The organism is Arthrobacter sp. CAN_A2 (assembly GCF_015752045.1).
Taxonomy (GTDB): Bacteria; Actinomycetota; Actinomycetes; order Actinomycetales; family Micrococcaceae; genus Arthrobacter_D.
Window position 1 is genome coordinate 483,815 of sequence record NZ_JADOUS010000002.1, and the last position, 16,878, is coordinate 500,692.

A 16,878-nucleotide genomic window follows, 5' to 3' on the forward strand; every position below is an offset into this window, starting at 1 on the left:
TTGACTGGTCCCGGGATGGACGACACCGCGTCCACGAGAGGGAGGCATCGTGAATCCAGAAGCGGCCGCAGCGGCCGGCGTCGAGCCGGCATCATCGTCATTCGACAAGCCGTCCGGTCTGTCGCGCCGGGGGGCGATGTTCTCGGCCGCTTCGGCAGGCCTGCTGTCCGTCCTTCCGATGGGAGCCCGGAGTGCCTCCGCTGCTCCGGCCCCGAAGCCGGCACCCACGGTGCAGAAGCCTGCCCGGCTGGGGCCGGCCTCCGGCCATGCGGTCGGGAACCCTCGGGGTGCGGAGGTCGCGGTGAAGTCGCGCCGCGCCCAGCAGGGTCGATTCGGCCTGATGTTCCCGTCCCTGCAGCCTTTCGCCCCACCGGAGGCGCTGCTGGGCGTCCTGGCCCAGCGGATGATCGATCCACGGCAGCCGCTCGCCGATGTCTCCGCCAGCGAGGACGGTTTCGACAACGCGGGAATGCCGGCCGGATACACCTACCTCGGCCAGTTCGTGGACCACGACATCACGCTCGACATCACGCCTCTGTCCCTGCAGAAGGCTGATCCCCTGGCTCTCAAGAACTTCAACACACCGTTCTTCGACCTCGCCTCCGTCTATGGACGCGGACCGGCGGAGGACCCGCATCTTTACGACCCGAAGAACCCCTCCCTGCTCCTGGTCGCGACCACACCTGAAGGAATACCGGACCTACCCCGCACACCGGCCGGTACCGCGATCATCGGCGATCCGCGAAACGACGAGAACCTCATCGTGTCCCAGATGCATGTGGCATTCCTGAGGTTGCACAATCACTTCGTCGGCCTCGGCCATTCCTTCACCGAAGCGCGCCGGCTTGTCCGCTGGCACTACCAATGGGTGATCGTCAACGACTTCCTGCCCCGCATGGTCGGGTCCGCGCTGGTCGAAGCCATGCTGCTCCCCCAGGCCGATGGGACCAGGAAGGTCGACGGCCGGTTCTATAAGCCGGGGAACCGCCTGAAGCCGATGATTCCGCTCGAATTCTCCGTCTGCGCCTACCGGTTCGGGCACAGCATGATCCGCGCCGAGTACGAGATGCACGACAACACCACCTTCCCGTTGTTCGGCCCGACGGGGCAGGACCTGCGCGGGTCCCGCCCCCTGCCGTACGACACGCGGGCGGACTGGAACTACTTCTTCGACATCCCGGGTTTCGAGCCGCCCATGGGCCGCAACACCGCCCGGCTCATCGACACCCAGCTGTCCTTCCCCCTGGCGAACCTGCCGCCCACGGTGGTGAGCCACATCGACGGTGCCATCTACGCCCTCGCCCACCGTAATCTGCTGCGGGGCGTGGCGCTGGGGCTTCCCGCGGGGCAGGACGTCGCGAAGGCGCTCGGCGTCCCTCCCATCCCGAATGCCAGGCTCGGACTGTACGAACCCGAATGGGGCAACAAGGCACCCCTGTGGTTCTACATCCTGAAGGAGGCAGAACTGCAGGGCGGCCGCACCCTCGGGCCGGTGGGCGGGCGGATCGTCGCCGAGGTCATCCTGGGCCTGCTGTCCCTCGACCCCGAGAGCTATCTGAATGCACGCACCCCGTGGACGCCGGCCGATCCCGCGTTCGGGATGGGAGAACTGCTGAAGATGAGCGGTGCAATCTTCACGAAGGAGGAGGATCTGCCCGAGGACGAGATAGAGGGCGCCTGACGTAGGTTCTCGAGCCCCCGCGGCGCCCTGCCGAGTAGAAACTTTGCCGGCACTCCTCGGGCCGAGGCAGCGCTGTTCCCTCCCCTGCTCGGACGAGCGCCTACCATGGTGAGCAGTTCAGACACCGCCACCATTTGGGGAAGAAGTGGATTACTACGCCGTCGCGTCCCTGCGCGAGAACCACGGGGGGTGGTCGCTGCTCCGTGCCCAGAACGCACCGTTGGCGCTGGCCTTCTTCATGGCGGCGTTCACCGGACCCAACCAGCGCAACCTCGGCCGGCAGCAGCTCATCGACGTCCTCGACGACGTGCTGTTCGACGTCCGCGAGTCCCTCGGCGAAGATTCCTTCCCCCGGGAGGCAGCCGACTACCTCGACGACTGGGCGGCCCCGGAGCGGGCATGGCTCCGCAAGTACTACGCACCCGGCGAGGACGAACCCCGATACGACCTCACCGCCACGTCCGAGGACGTGGTCCGGTGGGTGGAGAGTATCCAGGGGCGCGCCTTCGTGTCCACGCAGTCGCGCCTGACCAGCATCTTCGCGGTCCTCAAAGCCCTGGTGCAGGGGTCGGAGACGGACCCAGAGGTGCGCCTCGCGGAGCTCCAAAGGCAACGGGACGGGATCGACGCCGAAATACAGCGCCTGCGAGACGGCCACCTGCGCGTGATGAGTACCCCGGAGGCACTGGACCACCTGCAGCAACTCACTGGTCTCGCCAAGGATCTGCTCTCTGACTTCCGTGAGGTCGAGCAGAACTTCCGGACGCTCGACGGCGAGGTGCGCGAGCACATCACCACGTGGGACGGGACGCAGGGAGAGCTGCTCGCCTCGATCTTTGCCAACCAACAGGGCATCACCAGTTCGCTGCAGGGCCGTACGTTTCAGGGCTTCTGGGATTACCTCATGTCCCCGCAGCTGCGGACCGAACTCCGGGACCTCCTGCACCGCGCCACTCAGATCGAAGCCCTTGCCGAGCGGGATGAACTGCGCCGCCTCGGCACCCTGCACCAGGACTGGCTGCCGGCCGTCGAACAAACCCAGACCACGGTGCGCCAGCTCTCCCAGCAGATGCGCCGGCTGCTCGACAACAAAGTGTTCCTCGAGAACAAGCGCATCATGCAGCTCATCCGGCAGGTCGAAGGCGGAGCGCTCGCAACCCGCGGCAGGCCGCCGTCGGGCGTGTTCATGGACATCGCGGCCCCGACCGTGGACGTCGCACTGCCGTTCGAGCGCCCGCTCTACGAGCCGAGCCGCCGTGCGATGGTGGACGACGTCGTCGAACTCTCCGATGACTCCGCCGTCGATGCCGACGCGCTCTTCAGCCAGTTCTATGTGGACAAGCACCGGCTCGCCGCCAACGTCGACTTGGTGCTCGAGGAAGCGGAGCAGGCCACCCTTGCGGAGGTCACCGCCGCATACCCGCTGTCCCAGGGCCTCGCCGAAGTGGTCGCCTATCACCAGCTGGCCGACGAATCGCCATGGGCGTCGGTTACCGAGGACAGCACCGAACAGCTCGCCTGGACGCTTCCCGACGGCAGCATCCGCGAAGCGACCATCAACCGGATCATCTTCGTGAGGCCCTCATGACAATGCTGACCCCCGAATCCGCCACCACCCCGCCGGAACTCCCCGGTGTCGTGACCCGGCTCTTCCTGGGCGTGGTGTACGCCGAGACGGACGAGAAGACGTGGCAGGCGCTGCTCGGGCTCGCACCCCAGGTGCGCGACTACGTCGCCGTGCTCGGACTCGACCTCATTCTCGACGAGCCCGAGGGCTACGCGTTCCTCCGCTCCGGCGACGATGCGGACACCGCACTCCCCCGGCTGATCCCGCGCCGCCGGCTGACCTTCCAGGTCAGCCTGCTGCTGGCGCTCCTTCGCGGACGCATGCTCGAGTTCGATACCAGCAGCAGCGACACGCGACTCATCATGACGGACCAGGACCTCTCGGACACGGTCTCGGTCTTCCTGCCGGACAGCAGCAACGAGGCCCGCGTGCTCGACCGCCTTGCCACGGACATCAAGAAGGTCGTCGAGCTGGGATTCCTGCGCAGGCTCCGCGGCCAGCCCGGCACGTACGAGGTGATGCGCATCCTCAAGGCCTTCGTGGACGCGCAGTGGCTCGAGGAGTTCGACGCACGCCTCGCCGACTACCGGGCCGCCCTGGACGGCACACCCGCCATTGCCGGGACAACGGAGGAAGCAGCCGAATGAGCACCGACATCCAGGACAGCCTCTTCAGTCTCGACGACCTGCCACACGACGATGACGCCCTGCCCGGCTTCCGGCTGCACCGCCTCGAACTGCTGAACTGGGGCACCTTCCACGGCGGTGCCAGGAGATTCAGGCTCGATGGCGTCAACTGCCTCCTCACCGGCGACATCGGGTCGGGCAAATCCACCGTGGTGGACGCCATCACCACGCTGCTCCTCCCGGCCCACCGGATCGACTTCAACAAGGCCGCGGGGGCGCAGAAGAAGGAACGCAGCCTCATGTCCTATGTGCGCGGGTTCCACAAGAGCACGCGGAGCACGGGTGGCGAGTACTCGAAGCCGGTGGCGCTCCGCCCCACCGGGATGCTGACCGTGGTGCTTGGGGTCTTCCACAACTCCCAGCTGGGGAAGTCCGTGACCCTTGCCATCACACTCTGGGCCACGCAGGAGGCGGGCCAGCCGGCCCGCTTCTACTCGCTCGCGGAGACCGATCAGAGCATCGCTGCCGACTTCTCCGACTTCGGCCAGGACCCGGCGAAACTGAAGAAGAAGCTGCGCGCCGCCGGTGTAACCGTCCACGACTCCTTTGACCCCTACGCCGCCGCCTTCAAACGCCACTTCGGGATCAACAGCAACCAGGCCATGGAGCTCTTCCACCGCACCATCTCCATGAAGCAGGTGGAGAACATCACCTCGTTCGTGCGGACCAACATGCTCGAAGAGGACGACGTCGCGGCGCGGATCCAGAACCTGATCCACCACTTCGACGACCTCAAGAGGGCCCACGACGCCGTCCTGAGGGCCAAGGACCAGATCGCTCTCCTGACGCCGATCCGCGACGGGTCGGCCCTGCACGCCCGGCTGAGTGACGAGGACAAGCGGGCCCGGACTCAGCGGGACCAGCTGCATCCCTGGATCACGCAGCAGCGGCTCCAGCTCAGTCTGGAGCACGCCGACGAGCTCCAGCGCACCGCCACCCGGTACCGCGAGGACAGCGTGGCGCTGGCAGCCGAGATCGCCGAGGTCCGGCACGAGCTCTCCGCCGTGCAGGAGGACATCCGGACCAATGGCGGCGGCCGCCTCACCGCGATCGACCTCGAGCTCGCACGCCTGGAAGAGCAGTCCCGGTTTCAGCGGGCCCGCTTCGAGAACTACAGCGTGGCCGCGGCCGACCTCGGACTCCAGCGTCCTGAGGACCGCGTGCTGTTCGACGCGAACCGCGCGCGGCTCGAGGACGTCGAGAACGGGCTGCGGGACAATGCAACGGATCTGCAGGAGCAGCAGACCGCGCTGACCGTGGAGCGCGCGGGACGGGTCAAGCAACTGGCCGAGGTCGAGGCGGAGCTCGTCTCCCTGCAGTCGCGGCCCACGCTGCTGCCCAGCGCCCAGTTGGACCTACGCCGTCGCCTGTGCGGCGGGACTGGCATCCCGGAGTCAGCGCTGCCCTATGTGGGCGAGCTGCTGCGCGTGCGCGACGGCGAGGGCGCGTGGGAGGGAGCGGCCGAGCGGACCCTGCGAGGCTTCGCCCTGTCCCTGCTGGTCCCGGACGAGCACTATGCCGCCGTCAGTGCCTGGGTGGACGGCAACAACCTCCGCGGGCGGCTGGTATACCGGCGCGTCGCAGGCACCTACTCCCCGAAGCCTCCCGCGAACGGCACCCTGGCCGCCAAGATCGCCATCAAGGCCGGGACACCGCTGCGGGACTTCCTTCTCGACGAGCTCGGCAGCCGCTTCGACTACATATGCTGTGAAACCCTGGATGATTTCCGCCGTCATCCGAAGGCACTGACGCCCAACGGCCAGCTCAAGGGCGGGCGGGGGCGCCACGAGAAGGACGACCGCCAGGGCCTGGGCGACCGGCGTACGTTCGTGCTCGGCTGGGACAACCACGACAAGATCGCCCGGTTCCACGCCGAGCGGGACGAGATTCACGGCCAGCTCCAGGGCATTGCCGCACAACTGGACCGCATCGCGGCGTCGCTCCGCGAGATCGGCCGGAAGAACCAGGACCTGGGCACTGTCCGCTCCGTCCTGACCTTCGCAGAGATCGGTTGGCAACTCACCGTGCGCCACATCGCGGATCTCACCGCGGAGCGAGCAGAGCTGGAGGGGGCGAGCGACGTCCTGCAGCATCTGGTGGGCACGGGGGCCGAACTCAGGGAGCGCCTGCAGAAGCTCGAGCAGAAGGGTGTCACCCTGCAGCAGCGCATCGGCGCCAACGACAAGGACGCCCGGGATATCGCCGAGGCCATCACCGAGTGCCAGGAGATCCTGGGCGATACTCCCCTGACCGACGACGAAGACGTCCGCGCCGCCGTCGCGCAACTCACCGCGGGCGTGCTCGGCGAGAAGTGTCTGACGTACCGGAACACAGCGTCCGTCAAGACCGCGGCCCGCACCGGCCTTACCGCAAGCATCGACGCGCTGACCAAACGCATCGCCACTGCGGCTGCCTCCACCGTGCGGCAGATGGCGGACTTCCGGAACAGGTACCCGAACGAGACTGCGGATATCGACGCGTCCCTGGACGCGGCCTACGAGTTCACCGGGATGCTCGACCAGCTGGCCAGCAACGACCTCCCCCGGTTCGAGGCGCACTTCAAAGAGTCCCTCAATCAGAACACCATCCACGAGGTGGTGGCGTTCAACGCGTTCCTCGACAGCCGCCGCCAGGACATCATCGGCCGGATCACGGAGATCAACGTGTCCCTCGCCGGCATCGACTACAACCCTGGCCGGCACATCCAGCTGGAGCACCAGAACACCACCGACCCGGACGTGCGCCAGTTCGGCAGCGACCTGCGCGCCTGTTCGGAGGGAAGCCTCGGCGACGCCGAGCAGTACTCGGAACAAAAGTATCTGCAAGTCGCAGGGCTGATTGAGCGCTTCCGCGGCCGCGAGGGCCTCACGGCGCTGGACGAACGCTGGACGGCGAAGGTCACCGACGTGCGGAACTGGTTCACTTTCTCGGCCTCGGAGAAGTGGACGGAGACCGGCGAGGAGCACGAGCACTTCACCGACTCCGGCGGGAAGTCGGGTGGCCAGAAGGAGAAGCTCGCCTATACCATCCTGGCGGCGGCGCTCGCCTTCCAGTTCGGCCTCGGCTCCGCGCAAGGCGCCGGCCGGGCCTCGTCCAGAACGGCCGGACGCAGCTTCCGGTTCGTCATCATCGACGAGGCCTTCGGTCGCGGATCGGACGAATCGGCACGCTACGGTCTGGAGTTGTTCCAGCGCATGAAGCTGCAGCTGCTCATCGTCACGCCACTGCAAAAGATCCATGTGATCGAACCCTTCGTGTCCCATGTGGGCTTCGTGGCGAATACGAATGGCGACAATTCCCAGCTCCGCAACATGACCATCCAGGAGTACCGCGATGAACGGGACCGGCGTGCCAGGTGAGGCGTCGACCCGCTGGACCTCGCTCGCCGATCTTCGCGCGCTGTCCACGACCGCCTGGCAGCGGGGCACCCTCGTGCGAGAGAAGCTGGAACCGACCGGGATCTATCCCCGCCGTCGTGCCCTGAAGAAGCCGACTGCCGCCGAGTTGCGCGACCACTACCCAGCTGCCCGGTCCTGGGCGGCCGAGCTGACCGCTGCAGGCCCGTTCAGCCTCGAACTCGCCGAGGTGGGCCGGACCACCATCGGAGCCAACCAGGTGCCCACGGCCGCGGTGTTCGCGACGATCGATGACGAGATCGCCTTCGTGCACCGCAGCAAGGACGCGGTGAAGGTGGTGAATCTCGCCGCGCGCCTCTCGGAGCTCGACCCCGCGCTGCGGACCTGGGCAGTCGCCCTGCCGCTCCAGCTCCTCGAGCTGGGCGAGGACGCGCTGACGGCCGCGCGGGTCGCGTTGTGGTTGAAGCAGCACCCGTCACCCGGCATCTACGTCCGGCAACTCAGTCTGCCCGGTGTGCACACCAAGTTCGTCGAGGGACACCGTCGGGTGATCGACGGGATGCTGGAGGTGCTGACGCCCGAGAAGGCGGCGCTACCGGAGGACTTCTCCGGCACTCCCGCGGCCCGGTTCGCCGCCCGGCACGGGTTCCTCCGCGCGCCCGAGCAGGTCCGCTTCCGAGTGCTCGACCCTGACCTCCAGGTGTTCGGCGGTGCACGGGACATCAACGTCACTGCAGAGGCGTTCGCTGGGCTGAGCCTGCCGGTGGAGCACGTGATCGTCACGGAGAACCTGGTCAACTTCCTGTCGCTGCCGGACCGTCCTGGGACTCTGGCGCTCTTCGGCGGGGGCTACGGTTTCTCATCGCTGCGGGATGCGCGGTGGCTGCGCGGTTGCCTGGTGCACTACTGGGGCGATCTGGACACCCACGGCTTCCAGATCCTCGACCAGCTTCGGGCGGTGCATCCGCAGGTGGCCAGCGTTCTCATGGACGAGCCGACGCTGCTCGCGCACCGGGACCGCTGGGGTATGGAGACGAAGCCGTCGCGCGCTCGTCTGACACGACTCACCGCTGCGGAAGCGGACCTGTACAGCGCCTTGCAGCAGGACGTGTATGGGCCATCGCTTCGCCTGGAACAGGAGCTGCTCCGCTGGGACTGGGTGGAATCGCGCCTGACCGTCTAGGTCTCATTTACCAGCCCTCGTCCTGCAGCGACGCCCGACTGCCGCTCGTTATCCGGGGTGCCGTTCTGCGGCTCCGAACAGAGGCGGTTCAAAATGCCAAAGTCTTGAGGGAAAGCAGCGCATTTCCACAGCACCAAATCGCCGCGAGGGATGTAGCGTTACTCCGAGCTATTCGTCCCAGGACGATTCAGCACGGGGGAGTTTGAATCGTTCGGCGTCCCCTAGCGCGCTCTTCATTTTCAAGAGCTTCAGGTCTACAAGGGGAATTAGTGAGCAATACAGAACAACCTTCGTACAATTCCAAGAATTTGGGAAGCCAGGGCGATCAGCCCTACGCACCGCAGAACCCCGGCTATCCCGGTTCGCCGGACAGGTACCCCGGGCCCAGCACTCAGCAGTATCCGCAGGCCCAGTATGGACAGGGGCAGGACTACTCGCAGCCTCAGAAGAGCTTCCTGGTGACGTGGTTGCTGTCACTCTTCCTGGGCGTATTCGGGGTGGACCGGTTCTACCTCGGCAAAGTCGGCACGGGTGTCGTCAAGCTCTTGACCCTGGGTGGATTCGGTATCTGGTACCTCATCGACTTGGTGATCATTCTTACGGGCAATCAGACCGACTCGCGAAAGCGGAGTCTCGCGGGCTACCCGGAGCACAAGGTGAAGGCATGGATCATCACCGCCGTACTCATCCTTGCGTCATTCGTCACCAATATGATGACCTTCTCGGCCCTCGCGGGTTCGATGCCGGCTAGTCAGCCGGCGCCGATCACCTCCGCGGTTATGGAGGAGCCCGCTGCTGTGGAGACAACGCCACCGACGGAGGCACTGACTTCGCCCGAAGCGCCTGCGCAGACGACACCACCAGCGCCCGAATCTGCGGGAACCGCAGGGCAGGCTAACGCCGTCGAATCCGCCGAGCGCTACCTCGAATTCACCGCTTTCTCACGTACTGGCCTGATCAAACAGCTGGAATTCGAGGAATTCTCCACGGAGGATGCAACCTACGCCGTCGACAACATCACCGTGGACTGGAACGAACAGGCAGCCAAGTCTGCGGCGAACTATCTGGAGTTCTCTTCGTTCTCGCGTCCCGCGCTTGTCGAGCAACTGATCTTCGAGGGCTACACACCAGAACAGGCGGAGTACGGGGTGAGTACAACGGGCCTCTAGCGGCCTGACTGGTTTCACCCCCACACGCAGGAAAGGCCGCTCGCTCCCGTAGGAGCGGGCGGCCTTTCACCGGTCTGTCGAGTGCAGAAACATGCCATATTTTGTCCGGGTTCGGACGGGCGGATCAGCCGATGGCGTCACGCAGGTCCTTCGCGGCCTGGGCGGGATCGTCGGCGCTGTAGATGCCACCGCCGACGACGGCGACGTCGGCACCCGAGGCCTGCACGTCCTTGACGGTTGCGAGCTTCACGCCGCCGGCCACCGAGAAGGCGACGCCGGACTCCTTGCCCGCGGTGAGCAGGGTGTTCAGGTCGTAGCCCTCCTGGGCCTGCTCGTCGAGGCCGGCGTGGAACTCCACGAACTCGGCGCCGAGGTCGGTGACCTCCTTGGCGCGGGCGGCCTTGTCGTCGACACCGATGAGGTCGACGACGACGCCCTTGCCGTGGGCCTTGCCGGCCTTGATGGCTCCGGCGATGGTGGAGTCGTCGGCAACCCCAAGGACGGTCACGAGATCGGCGCCGGCCTTGAAGGCGACGTCGGCTTCGAGCTCGCCGGCGTCCATGGTCTTGAGGTCCGCGAAGACGATCTTGTCCGGGTGGGCTTCCTTGATGGCGGTCACGGCGGTCATGCCGGCGTTCTTGACCAGCGGGGTGCCGAGTTCGATGATGTCGACGTACTCGGCGACCTTCCCGGAGAGCTCGAGGGCGTCTTCGACGGTCAGTACGTCCATGGCGAGTTGCAGTTTCATGAGGTGTCCTTTGCTAGCTGGGGATGAAGGGTGAGGGTGGCGCGCGCTATTCGAGGTTCGCGTGGCGGGGCCAGAGGTCTTCGGCGGGGGTGCCGTCGGCCTGCCAGAGGGTGTGGAAGGTGGCGTCGAGCGCCAGGAGCAGGGCCTGCTCGAAGAGGCTGCCGGAGTACTGGCTCGATGCCGTGCCGCCGTGGTCCGTCTTCTGCGCGGCGGGGATGACCACCACGCAGTCCGCGAGGTTCGCGAGCTTTGACTCGCCGTCGGTGGTGACAGCTGCGACGCGAGCGCCGACGCTGCCGGCCGTCTCGGCCGCGGCCACAGCTCCCGCCGTCGTGCCGGAGCCGGAGGCGACGAGCAGCAGGTCGCCCTCGCCGATGGCCGGCGTCGTTGTCTCGCCCACCACGTGGACGGTCAGTCCGAGGTGCATGAGGCGAATGGCGTGCATGCGCAGGGCGAGCCCGCTGCGCCCTCCCCCGGTGACGAAAACACGCCGCGCCTGCTGGATCTCGGAGACGAGCGCCGAGAGCTGGTCGTCCTGCAGGCCTTCGGCCGCACCGACGAGTTCCTCGTGGAGCAGGCGCAGGCCGGCGGACACCGAGTGGTCCTCGGGTGCTTCGGTCATCGGTGGGCTCCTGCCGGTCGGGGTTGGTCCGGACTTCAGTCCATCACCTCCCTAGGGCCCGTCAGGGCGCGAGCCCTACCCCGCCGAACCTAGGTTGCGCAGGGCTAGGCGAATCCGTGAACCACGCCACAGGAATTGCTGCCGGGCAGAGCTGTCAGGCGGGAGCCGGGGCCGACGTCGTCGCCTGGGCCAGGCGCGCGAGAGCGGCTTCGCTGCTGGAGCCCGGCGCTCCGTAGTAGGTGCAGACGCTCTGGTCCGCCTCGCCCGGGACGAGGAGGGTCTGGTAGTGCAGCACGAACTCGCCGACCACCGGGTGGTTGAAGCGGATCTCGCCCTGGTCCTTCTCGTGCACGTTCTGGTCGTCCCAGAAGCGCGGGAATTCGGGGCAGCCTTCGCGGAGGTCGGTGATGAGATCGGCGAGTTGGCGGTCGTCCGGGAAGCGTCCGACGTCGAGGTGCAGCATGGACGTGGTCTGCTCGCCGACCTGCTCCCAGTCCTGGTAGAGCTCCCGTGCCCTCGGGTCGAGCAGGATGAAGCGCGCGTAGTTGCGGTGGGTGGCCGGGAGCGCCTCGAAGTCGGTCATCAGCGCCCGCGCCAGACGGTTGCTCGCGAGCACGTCCGTGCGGCGGCCCAGGATGATCGCGGGGACCGGTTCCATGACGGACAGCAGGTCGTACAGGCCGGGCCGGACCCGCTGGGGCTCGTACGAGGGCGTGTGGTGCGGGGTCGGGGCGGTGCAGAGGTTGAGGAGGTGGTTCCGCTCCACGGTGTCGAGGCGGAGGGCCTGGGCGATGGAGTCGATGATCTCGAGGGACACCGCGCCGCCGCGGCCCTGCTCGATCCGCATGTAGTAGTCGGCGCTCATCCCTGCGAGGCGGGCCACTTCCTCCCGGCGGAGCCCGGGGACGCGGCGCACCCTGCCATCGAACGGGGCGCCGAGGTCGGTGGGTGAGAGCCGTGCGCGTCGCGAGCGCAGGAAAGCGGAGATCTCTGCGGCCCGGTCCATGCCTTCCATTCTGCCGCACCTTCCCTCACCGTCCCGGCAGGGTTCCGTCAGCGGGCGCCTCCCGCCGGTAGCCTGAGGCAATGAAACCTCTGGCAGACCTCCCCCCGTTCATCTACGGCACCACGCGGCTCGGGCACGACGACGTCCCCCGCGAGCAGCAGGCGCACATGGCCCGCACGGCGATCGACGCGGGTCTCTGGCTCCACACCTCCCGCCAGTACGACCACGCCCTCGAGGTGCTCGGCGCTGCCTTCGAGGAGGACCGCGCCAAGGTCCCGCCGGTCATCGTGAAGCTGGGTGGCGGAACGGCCGACGACGTCCGCGCCACCATCGCCGAGAACATCGAGCCCCTGGGCATCAGCTCGATCGACATCGGGCAGCTCACCGGCGTGGGCGCGTTCGCGGACGACATGCCGTCGGGCGGTCCCACCCTCGCCGACCTGCAGCGGATCAAGGACGAGGGCCTCGTGGGCCGCTTCGTCCTCGAGATCTTCCCGTGGACCTCGGAGGCACCGCTCAAGGCGCTGCGGGCCGGGCACCTGGACGGCCTGATCGACGGCTACGTCTTCTACCTCAACCCGCTGCAGCGCTTCGCGTCGAACGACCTGTGGGACGAACTGCTGGCGCAGGACAAGGCCATCATCTCGATGCGCACCGTGGCCGGCGCACCGGTCCACACCCTGCGTGATGTCCCGGGTGCCGCGTGGAAGCCGTACCTGCAGGAGCGGGCCATCGAGGTGGCGCCCATCTTCGAGCGCTGCGGCATCGAGAGCTGGGCCGAGTTCTGCATCCGGTTCACGCACAGCACCCCGCAGGTGGTGTCCACCGTCGGCTCGGCGAGCCGGGAGGAGAATCTGCGCGAACTGCTCACCTGCAGCCGGGACATCACGCCGCTGCCGCAGGACATCGTGGACGAACTGTTCGCGCTGCACCGCCGGTGGTCGGACGAGACGGATATCCACGCGGAGCTGTGGAGCATGTAGGTCTTCACCCTGAACGACGACGGCGGGGCATCCGCACGGCCGTCGGTGCCGACGCTCAGGGTCTCGTTGCGCTCAAGTAGGCTCGCACCGAGTCGGCGATGACATCGGCGTCCTTGGGAAAGCCGATGAAGTTTCCCGACGTGCGGCGAATGAGCCACCGCAGACCGATGAACCAGATCCCCGGAGCCGGTGAAGCGGGCCCCTGGCAAAGCGGCATCCTCCGAGAATCGGTCAGGTCCTCACCCAGCCAATCGAAAGCCCCGGTGTAACCGGTGCACCAGATGACGCTGCTGATCCCTGCGCTCCGAAGGCGAATGCGTTCTGGTGGGTCGAGCTCGACCGGTTGTTCCGCTTCGTCCGGTTCGGCCGCGGGGGCGTCGATTCGGTGGTCCTGAATATGGGCATCGATCACGCCCCGGATGGTCGCTGCGGAACGGTCTCCGTAGGTGACGTTGTCTGCAGCGCTGGTATCGAACGTGATCGTGTCACCATCGGCTGCCACGAGACGCCCCGTGAGTGTCGCGCCGGCCTTGGCCAAGAGTTGGAGGCTCATGCTCCGCCCGCCGGGCGCGAGCAGGGCCGGTACGGTGCTGACGGCTCGAGGGTCGGGGAGGTCCTCGGGTCGCTGCTCGAAGAAACCCGCCTCATCCAGCCATCTGACCGTGTCTCTTCCGCGATACCTGGCCGACGCGCGCCCGATCGGGCAGGTTGCCAGCCAGACCCGCCTGCCTGCGGCAAGCAATTCGTCGGTGATCTGTGTTCCGGACTGTGCGCTGCCGACAACCAGCACTGCCCCGTCGGGCAATTCATCCGGATTCCTGTACATGGAGGCATGGTGCTGGCTGATTCGATGGGGCAGCTCGCTCGCCAGAGCAGGCGGACGCGGGACGTTCTCACCGCCGCTCGCCACGACGATGGTGCGGGCTGCATACGGGCCGTCACTCGTCTGCAGATGCCATGAACCCCGATGGTGCGATAGCCCGACCACGGCGGTTCCGGTGATTACAGGAGCCTTCGAAGCCAGTGCTTCAAGACGTTGAACCACGTCGTGTCGGGTGAGGTAGGAGTCGGGATCCTGCGCACCCAACATCGTGTTCATGAATCCGGGGTTGTTGAGATGGAGCGAATTCCAGCGCTGCGTCCGCCATGTCTCCCCTGGTCGGGCCCGCTCGAGCACAACGTGGTCGATGCCGAGCCGCGACAGCGACGCACTTGCAGCGAGCCCGGCAGGTCCAGCTCCCACCACCACACACTCGAGCACCATGACGCGCCTGCCCTCACCGAACGTACTGTGACTACAGTGTGGACCCGGGAACGGTTCACTGTCATGGCTCTCCTACGCCCCAGGCCGGCCCTGCTGTCTGCCGTGACCCCACAAGTCATGCTTGATCACCCCCTGCCCAGCCACCAGACACGAACGGGGCAGTAACCCCTTGAGATCAATGGGTTACTGCCCCGCCGTCGTTCGGTGTGGTGCGTAGATCTAGCTGTCGCAGCCGATCCCGTCCTTGTCCCGGTCGAACTTCGGCTGGAAACCAGGCGAACCCACCGCGATCGGGGCCGCGCCCGCCGCACGGACAGCATCGCAGTTCTCGTAGTAGACCCCGGGTGCCGGAGCGACTGGAGCCGGGGCAGGCACGACCGGTGCAGGAGCGGGCGCTACCGGCGCGGGGGCAGGAACCACCGGAGCCGGTGCGGGAGCGACCGGCGCAGGCACGACCGGCACGACGACGGGCGCGGGGGCCGGCGTCTCGACCGGCTCAACGGGCGCTGCGACCGACGGCGCGATCTGGTTGGTCGGCGCAAGGATGCCTTTGCAGTCGGACAGGATGCTCGCCATGGCGTCGTGCTCGGCCTGCGTGACCCACAGCGTGTACGTCGCCTTGACTGAGACCTGCCGGGCCACGTACTCACAGCGGTAGTCCTTGTTCGGCGGCACCCAGGTGGCAGCGTCGCCGTCGCTCTTCTGCTGGTTGGTGGGGCCATCCGTGGACTGCAGGTTCAGCGGATCGTTCGCGAACGCGATGCGCTGGTCGAAACTGAGCTGCTGGGCACCCTTCTGCCACGCGTCCGAGAGGGCGACGACGTGGTCGATCTGCACGTCGCTGCTCGTCGCCTGACCGCGCAGGAACGGGATCACGGTCCCGGTGTACGGGTCGTCCAGTACGCCGGACTGCACCTTGCAGGGCACGGGGTTGGCGTAGGCGATCTCCGTCAGGTCGCGGTTCAGCATGTCATTGCGGGTATCGCACCCGTTGCGGTCGACGTCGGCCCACGCCTGCCCGAACTCCTCGCGGTCGTACCCGGTCTTCGGCGCGCGGCCCTTGATGGGCAGCGTCTCGAGGACAGCGAGCGCGGTGGTGTTGAAGGCCGGTTGGTCCGACGGCGCGCGGGGCGTGCCCGTCACATCGGCGGGGATCTCCGAGTCGAGTGGGGCGACATCCGACGGCGTCGGGCTGGGGGTGGGTGACGGTGTCGGCTTGGCGGAGGGCGTCGGCTTGGCCGAGGGCGTCGCTGTACCGGATTCGCCGGCTGGCTTAGTCGGTTCGGTCGCCTGGGCGACAGCCGTCGGAGCGGTGTCCAACGCCGTCGCGCTGGCGCACCCGGCGAGGAGGGCAATGGCGGCTGCCCCGGCGAGGATCTGCGCGGACCATCGCACTGTGAGACGCCCAAACAATTTCTGGGCGGGCAAGTGCAAAGAAGAACTAATGGAAACCCCCAGAACTGGCGGTGACGTCGAATGATCAGACAGTCATCGTGATGAGACAAGTCATCGAAGAATACAGGGCACGTCGATAGCACACCGGCGGCAGGCCCGTCGTGTCGAAGCTCGTATGTGGACAACTGCTCCCGCGGCCTGGGACAACGCCCGGCAATCGGTGAGAAATCCCGGAGGAATGGCTACGATCCGGGGACGGCGCCATCACCGCAGACTTACTTGCCGACCTCCGCGGTGGTCATTGCGTCGCTCGTCACCACCGTCCTGAAGTCCGTCAACCTCGCGGATATGACGCGATCCGATTGCCTGATTGCAGCAGGACTCCCTGATCGGTTCGGGAGTGCCGATGCGCTGCACCTTGCGATCGGGATCCGCCTCGAGAGGGACCTGAGTGGGCAAACCCGGGACACCCTCCTTGCCTCGAGATACCGAAGCTCAGTGAGTGTTCAGAGCGGCGGCAGAATGACCGTTCTCCCGAAGCTGTACTCAAGGGTTACTTCCTGTGAGCTATCGATGTCTGCAGGTGTCCTGAGCACGTGGGTGCGCGGCACCATGTCGGCTGTGCAGACTTCTCCTTCGCGGCTGTCGATGCCGATCATCAGCCGATGAGCGTCGATGACTTCGATCGAAGACGGGAATGCTGGACAACTCGAGCTGCCGACAAGAACGATCGCGAACTTCGCGCCGCCCTCAAGCCACCCGGCTTCAGGGAAGGGATAAGCCTGCTCCTGCGGGAGCGAGCCCTGCTCCGCGGTAATGGCCTCCGGCGGAAGCTCGCCCTCGGCTTCTGAGTCGGCAACCGATCCCGGCGTGACAGACGGTGGCTCGGTAGTCGGCTCAGAAGTGGCGGGGTCTGAGCCGTTCGAACATCCGGCTAGCCCCAGGGTTATTCCGATCAGTCCAACCCACGCAGGTCTCCACATGTCACGAGGATCCCAGCCGCTAATCAGGTTGTCCACGGCTGGGCGCAACTCGGGGCATTCACGACTCCGAACGAGAACCTCCGAGCTCGGAACCCGGGTGAGTTCGGCGGCAACTATTCCCTGCAAGTGAATAAGCACTTCTTGGTGTCATAGCGTCGTAGCAACAACATAACTGGATAGAGGGAGTTGCCTGGTGGGACGCAGGGCTTTGACGTTCTCGGATCGGGCAGACATC

General features: G+C 66.6%; 13 protein-coding genes. 7 read left to right on the forward strand and 6 right to left on the reverse strand.

Annotated elements, in window-relative coordinates; all coding sequences use genetic code 11:
- Positions 1-49 precede the first annotated feature (49 nt).
- From IWX63_RS04355 to IWX63_RS04380, 6 genes are all read left to right on the forward strand, one after another.
- On the forward strand, positions 50-1,681 hold the full coding sequence (locus tag IWX63_RS04355; RefSeq protein WP_199276887.1) for a peroxidase family protein: 1,632 nt from the start codon (positions 50-52) through the stop codon (positions 1,679-1,681).
- Between the two features lie 145 nt (positions 1,682-1,826).
- On the forward strand, positions 1,827-3,269 hold the full coding sequence (locus IWX63_RS04360) for a DUF3375 domain-containing protein (protein ID WP_199276888.1): 1,443 nt from the start codon (positions 1,827-1,829) through the stop codon (positions 3,267-3,269).
- On the forward strand, positions 3,266-3,895 hold the full coding sequence (locus tag IWX63_RS04365; RefSeq protein ID WP_199276889.1) for a DUF4194 domain-containing protein: 630 nt from the start codon (positions 3,266-3,268) through the stop codon (positions 3,893-3,895). The genes IWX63_RS04360 and IWX63_RS04365 overlap by 4 nt, the downstream gene beginning before the upstream one ends.
- Positions 3,892-7,293, forward strand: a complete 3,402-nt coding sequence (locus IWX63_RS04370) for an ATP-binding protein (RefSeq protein WP_199276890.1) — start codon at positions 3,892-3,894, stop codon at positions 7,291-7,293. The genes IWX63_RS04365 and IWX63_RS04370 overlap by 4 nt, the downstream gene beginning before the upstream one ends.
- Positions 7,268-8,473, forward strand: a complete 1,206-nt coding sequence (locus IWX63_RS04375; protein WP_199276891.1) for a Wadjet anti-phage system protein JetD domain-containing protein — start codon at positions 7,268-7,270, stop codon at positions 8,471-8,473. Before IWX63_RS04370 ends, IWX63_RS04375 begins: the two co-directional genes overlap by 26 nt.
- A 269-nt stretch (positions 8,474-8,742) precedes the next feature.
- Positions 8,743-9,642, forward strand: coding sequence for an Ltp family lipoprotein (locus tag IWX63_RS04380; RefSeq protein ID WP_334685625.1), 900 nt, complete (start codon positions 8,743-8,745; stop codon positions 9,640-9,642).
- A 124-nt stretch (positions 9,643-9,766) separates the two neighbouring features.
- Here IWX63_RS04380 and hxlA read toward each other — a convergent pair whose 3' ends face one another.
- From hxlA to IWX63_RS04395, 3 genes are all read right to left on the reverse strand, one after another.
- Positions 9,767-10,390 (reverse strand): 3-hexulose-6-phosphate synthase, encoded by a 624-nt coding sequence (hxlA, locus tag IWX63_RS04385; RefSeq protein WP_199276892.1) that lies wholly within the window; start codon positions 10,388-10,390, stop codon positions 9,767-9,769.
- Between the two features lie 46 nt (positions 10,391-10,436).
- Positions 10,437-11,012 carry a 6-phospho-3-hexuloisomerase gene (gene hxlB / locus IWX63_RS04390; RefSeq protein ID WP_199276893.1) on the reverse strand — a complete coding sequence of 192 codons (576 nt, stop codon included), beginning with the start codon at positions 11,010-11,012 and terminating at the stop codon, positions 10,437-10,439.
- A gap of 154 nt (positions 11,013-11,166) precedes the next feature.
- Positions 11,167-12,018 (reverse strand): helix-turn-helix transcriptional regulator, encoded by an 852-nt coding sequence (locus IWX63_RS04395; RefSeq protein ID WP_199276894.1) that lies wholly within the window; start codon positions 12,016-12,018, stop codon positions 11,167-11,169.
- A gap of 80 nt (positions 12,019-12,098) precedes the next feature.
- Here IWX63_RS04395 and IWX63_RS04400 point away from each other — a divergent pair, with 80 nt between their 5' ends.
- Complete coding sequence (locus IWX63_RS04400) at positions 12,099-13,001, forward strand: aldo/keto reductase (RefSeq protein WP_199276895.1); 903 nt, start codon at positions 12,099-12,101, stop codon at positions 12,999-13,001.
- A gap of 55 nt (positions 13,002-13,056) precedes the next feature.
- Here the strand turns inward: IWX63_RS04400 and IWX63_RS04405 are convergent, their stop codons facing one another.
- The 3 genes from IWX63_RS04405 to IWX63_RS04415 form a co-directional block, all read right to left on the reverse strand.
- On the reverse strand, positions 13,057-14,265 hold the full coding sequence (locus IWX63_RS04405) for a flavin-containing monooxygenase (RefSeq protein ID WP_199276896.1): 1,209 nt from the start codon (positions 14,263-14,265) through the stop codon (positions 13,057-13,059).
- Between the two features lie 219 nt (positions 14,266-14,484).
- The gene (locus tag IWX63_RS04410) at positions 14,485-15,660 is read right to left on the reverse strand and encodes a GmrSD restriction endonuclease domain-containing protein (protein ID WP_334685626.1); all 1,176 of its coding nucleotides are present in this window, start codon (positions 15,658-15,660) and stop codon (positions 14,485-14,487) included.
- Between the two features lie 506 nt (positions 15,661-16,166).
- Positions 16,167-16,679 carry a hypothetical protein gene (locus IWX63_RS04415; RefSeq protein ID WP_199276897.1) on the reverse strand — a complete coding sequence of 171 codons (513 nt, stop codon included), beginning with the start codon at positions 16,677-16,679 and terminating at the stop codon, positions 16,167-16,169.
- Positions 16,680-16,878: the final 199 nt, after the last annotated feature.

Excerpts from the sequence above, each read along its gene's own strand:
- IWX63_RS04365 (WP_199276889.1), top strand. The coding sequence starts at position 3,266 with ATGACAATGCTGACCCCCGAATCCGCCACCACCCCGCCGGAACTCCCC.
- IWX63_RS04370 (WP_199276890.1), top strand. The coding sequence starts at position 3,892 with ATGAGCACCGACATCCAGGACAGCCTCTTCAGTCTCGACGACCTGCCA.
- IWX63_RS04375 (WP_199276891.1), top strand. The coding sequence starts at position 7,268 with ATGAACGGGACCGGCGTGCCAGGTGAGGCGTCGACCCGCTGGACCTCG.
- hxlA (WP_199276892.1), bottom strand. The coding sequence starts at position 10,390 with ATGAAACTGCAACTCGCCATGGACGTACTGACCGTCGAAGACGCCCTC.
- hxlB (WP_199276893.1), bottom strand. The coding sequence starts at position 11,012 with ATGACCGAAGCACCCGAGGACCACTCGGTGTCCGCCGGCCTGCGCCTG.
- IWX63_RS04395 (WP_199276894.1), bottom strand. The coding sequence starts at position 12,018 with ATGGACCGGGCCGCAGAGATCTCCGCTTTCCTGCGCTCGCGACGCGCA.
- IWX63_RS04400 (WP_199276895.1), top strand. The coding sequence starts at position 12,099 with ATGAAACCTCTGGCAGACCTCCCCCCGTTCATCTACGGCACCACGCGG.
- IWX63_RS04405 (WP_199276896.1), bottom strand. The coding sequence starts at position 14,265 with ATGGTGCTCGAGTGTGTGGTGGTGGGAGCTGGACCTGCCGGGCTCGCT.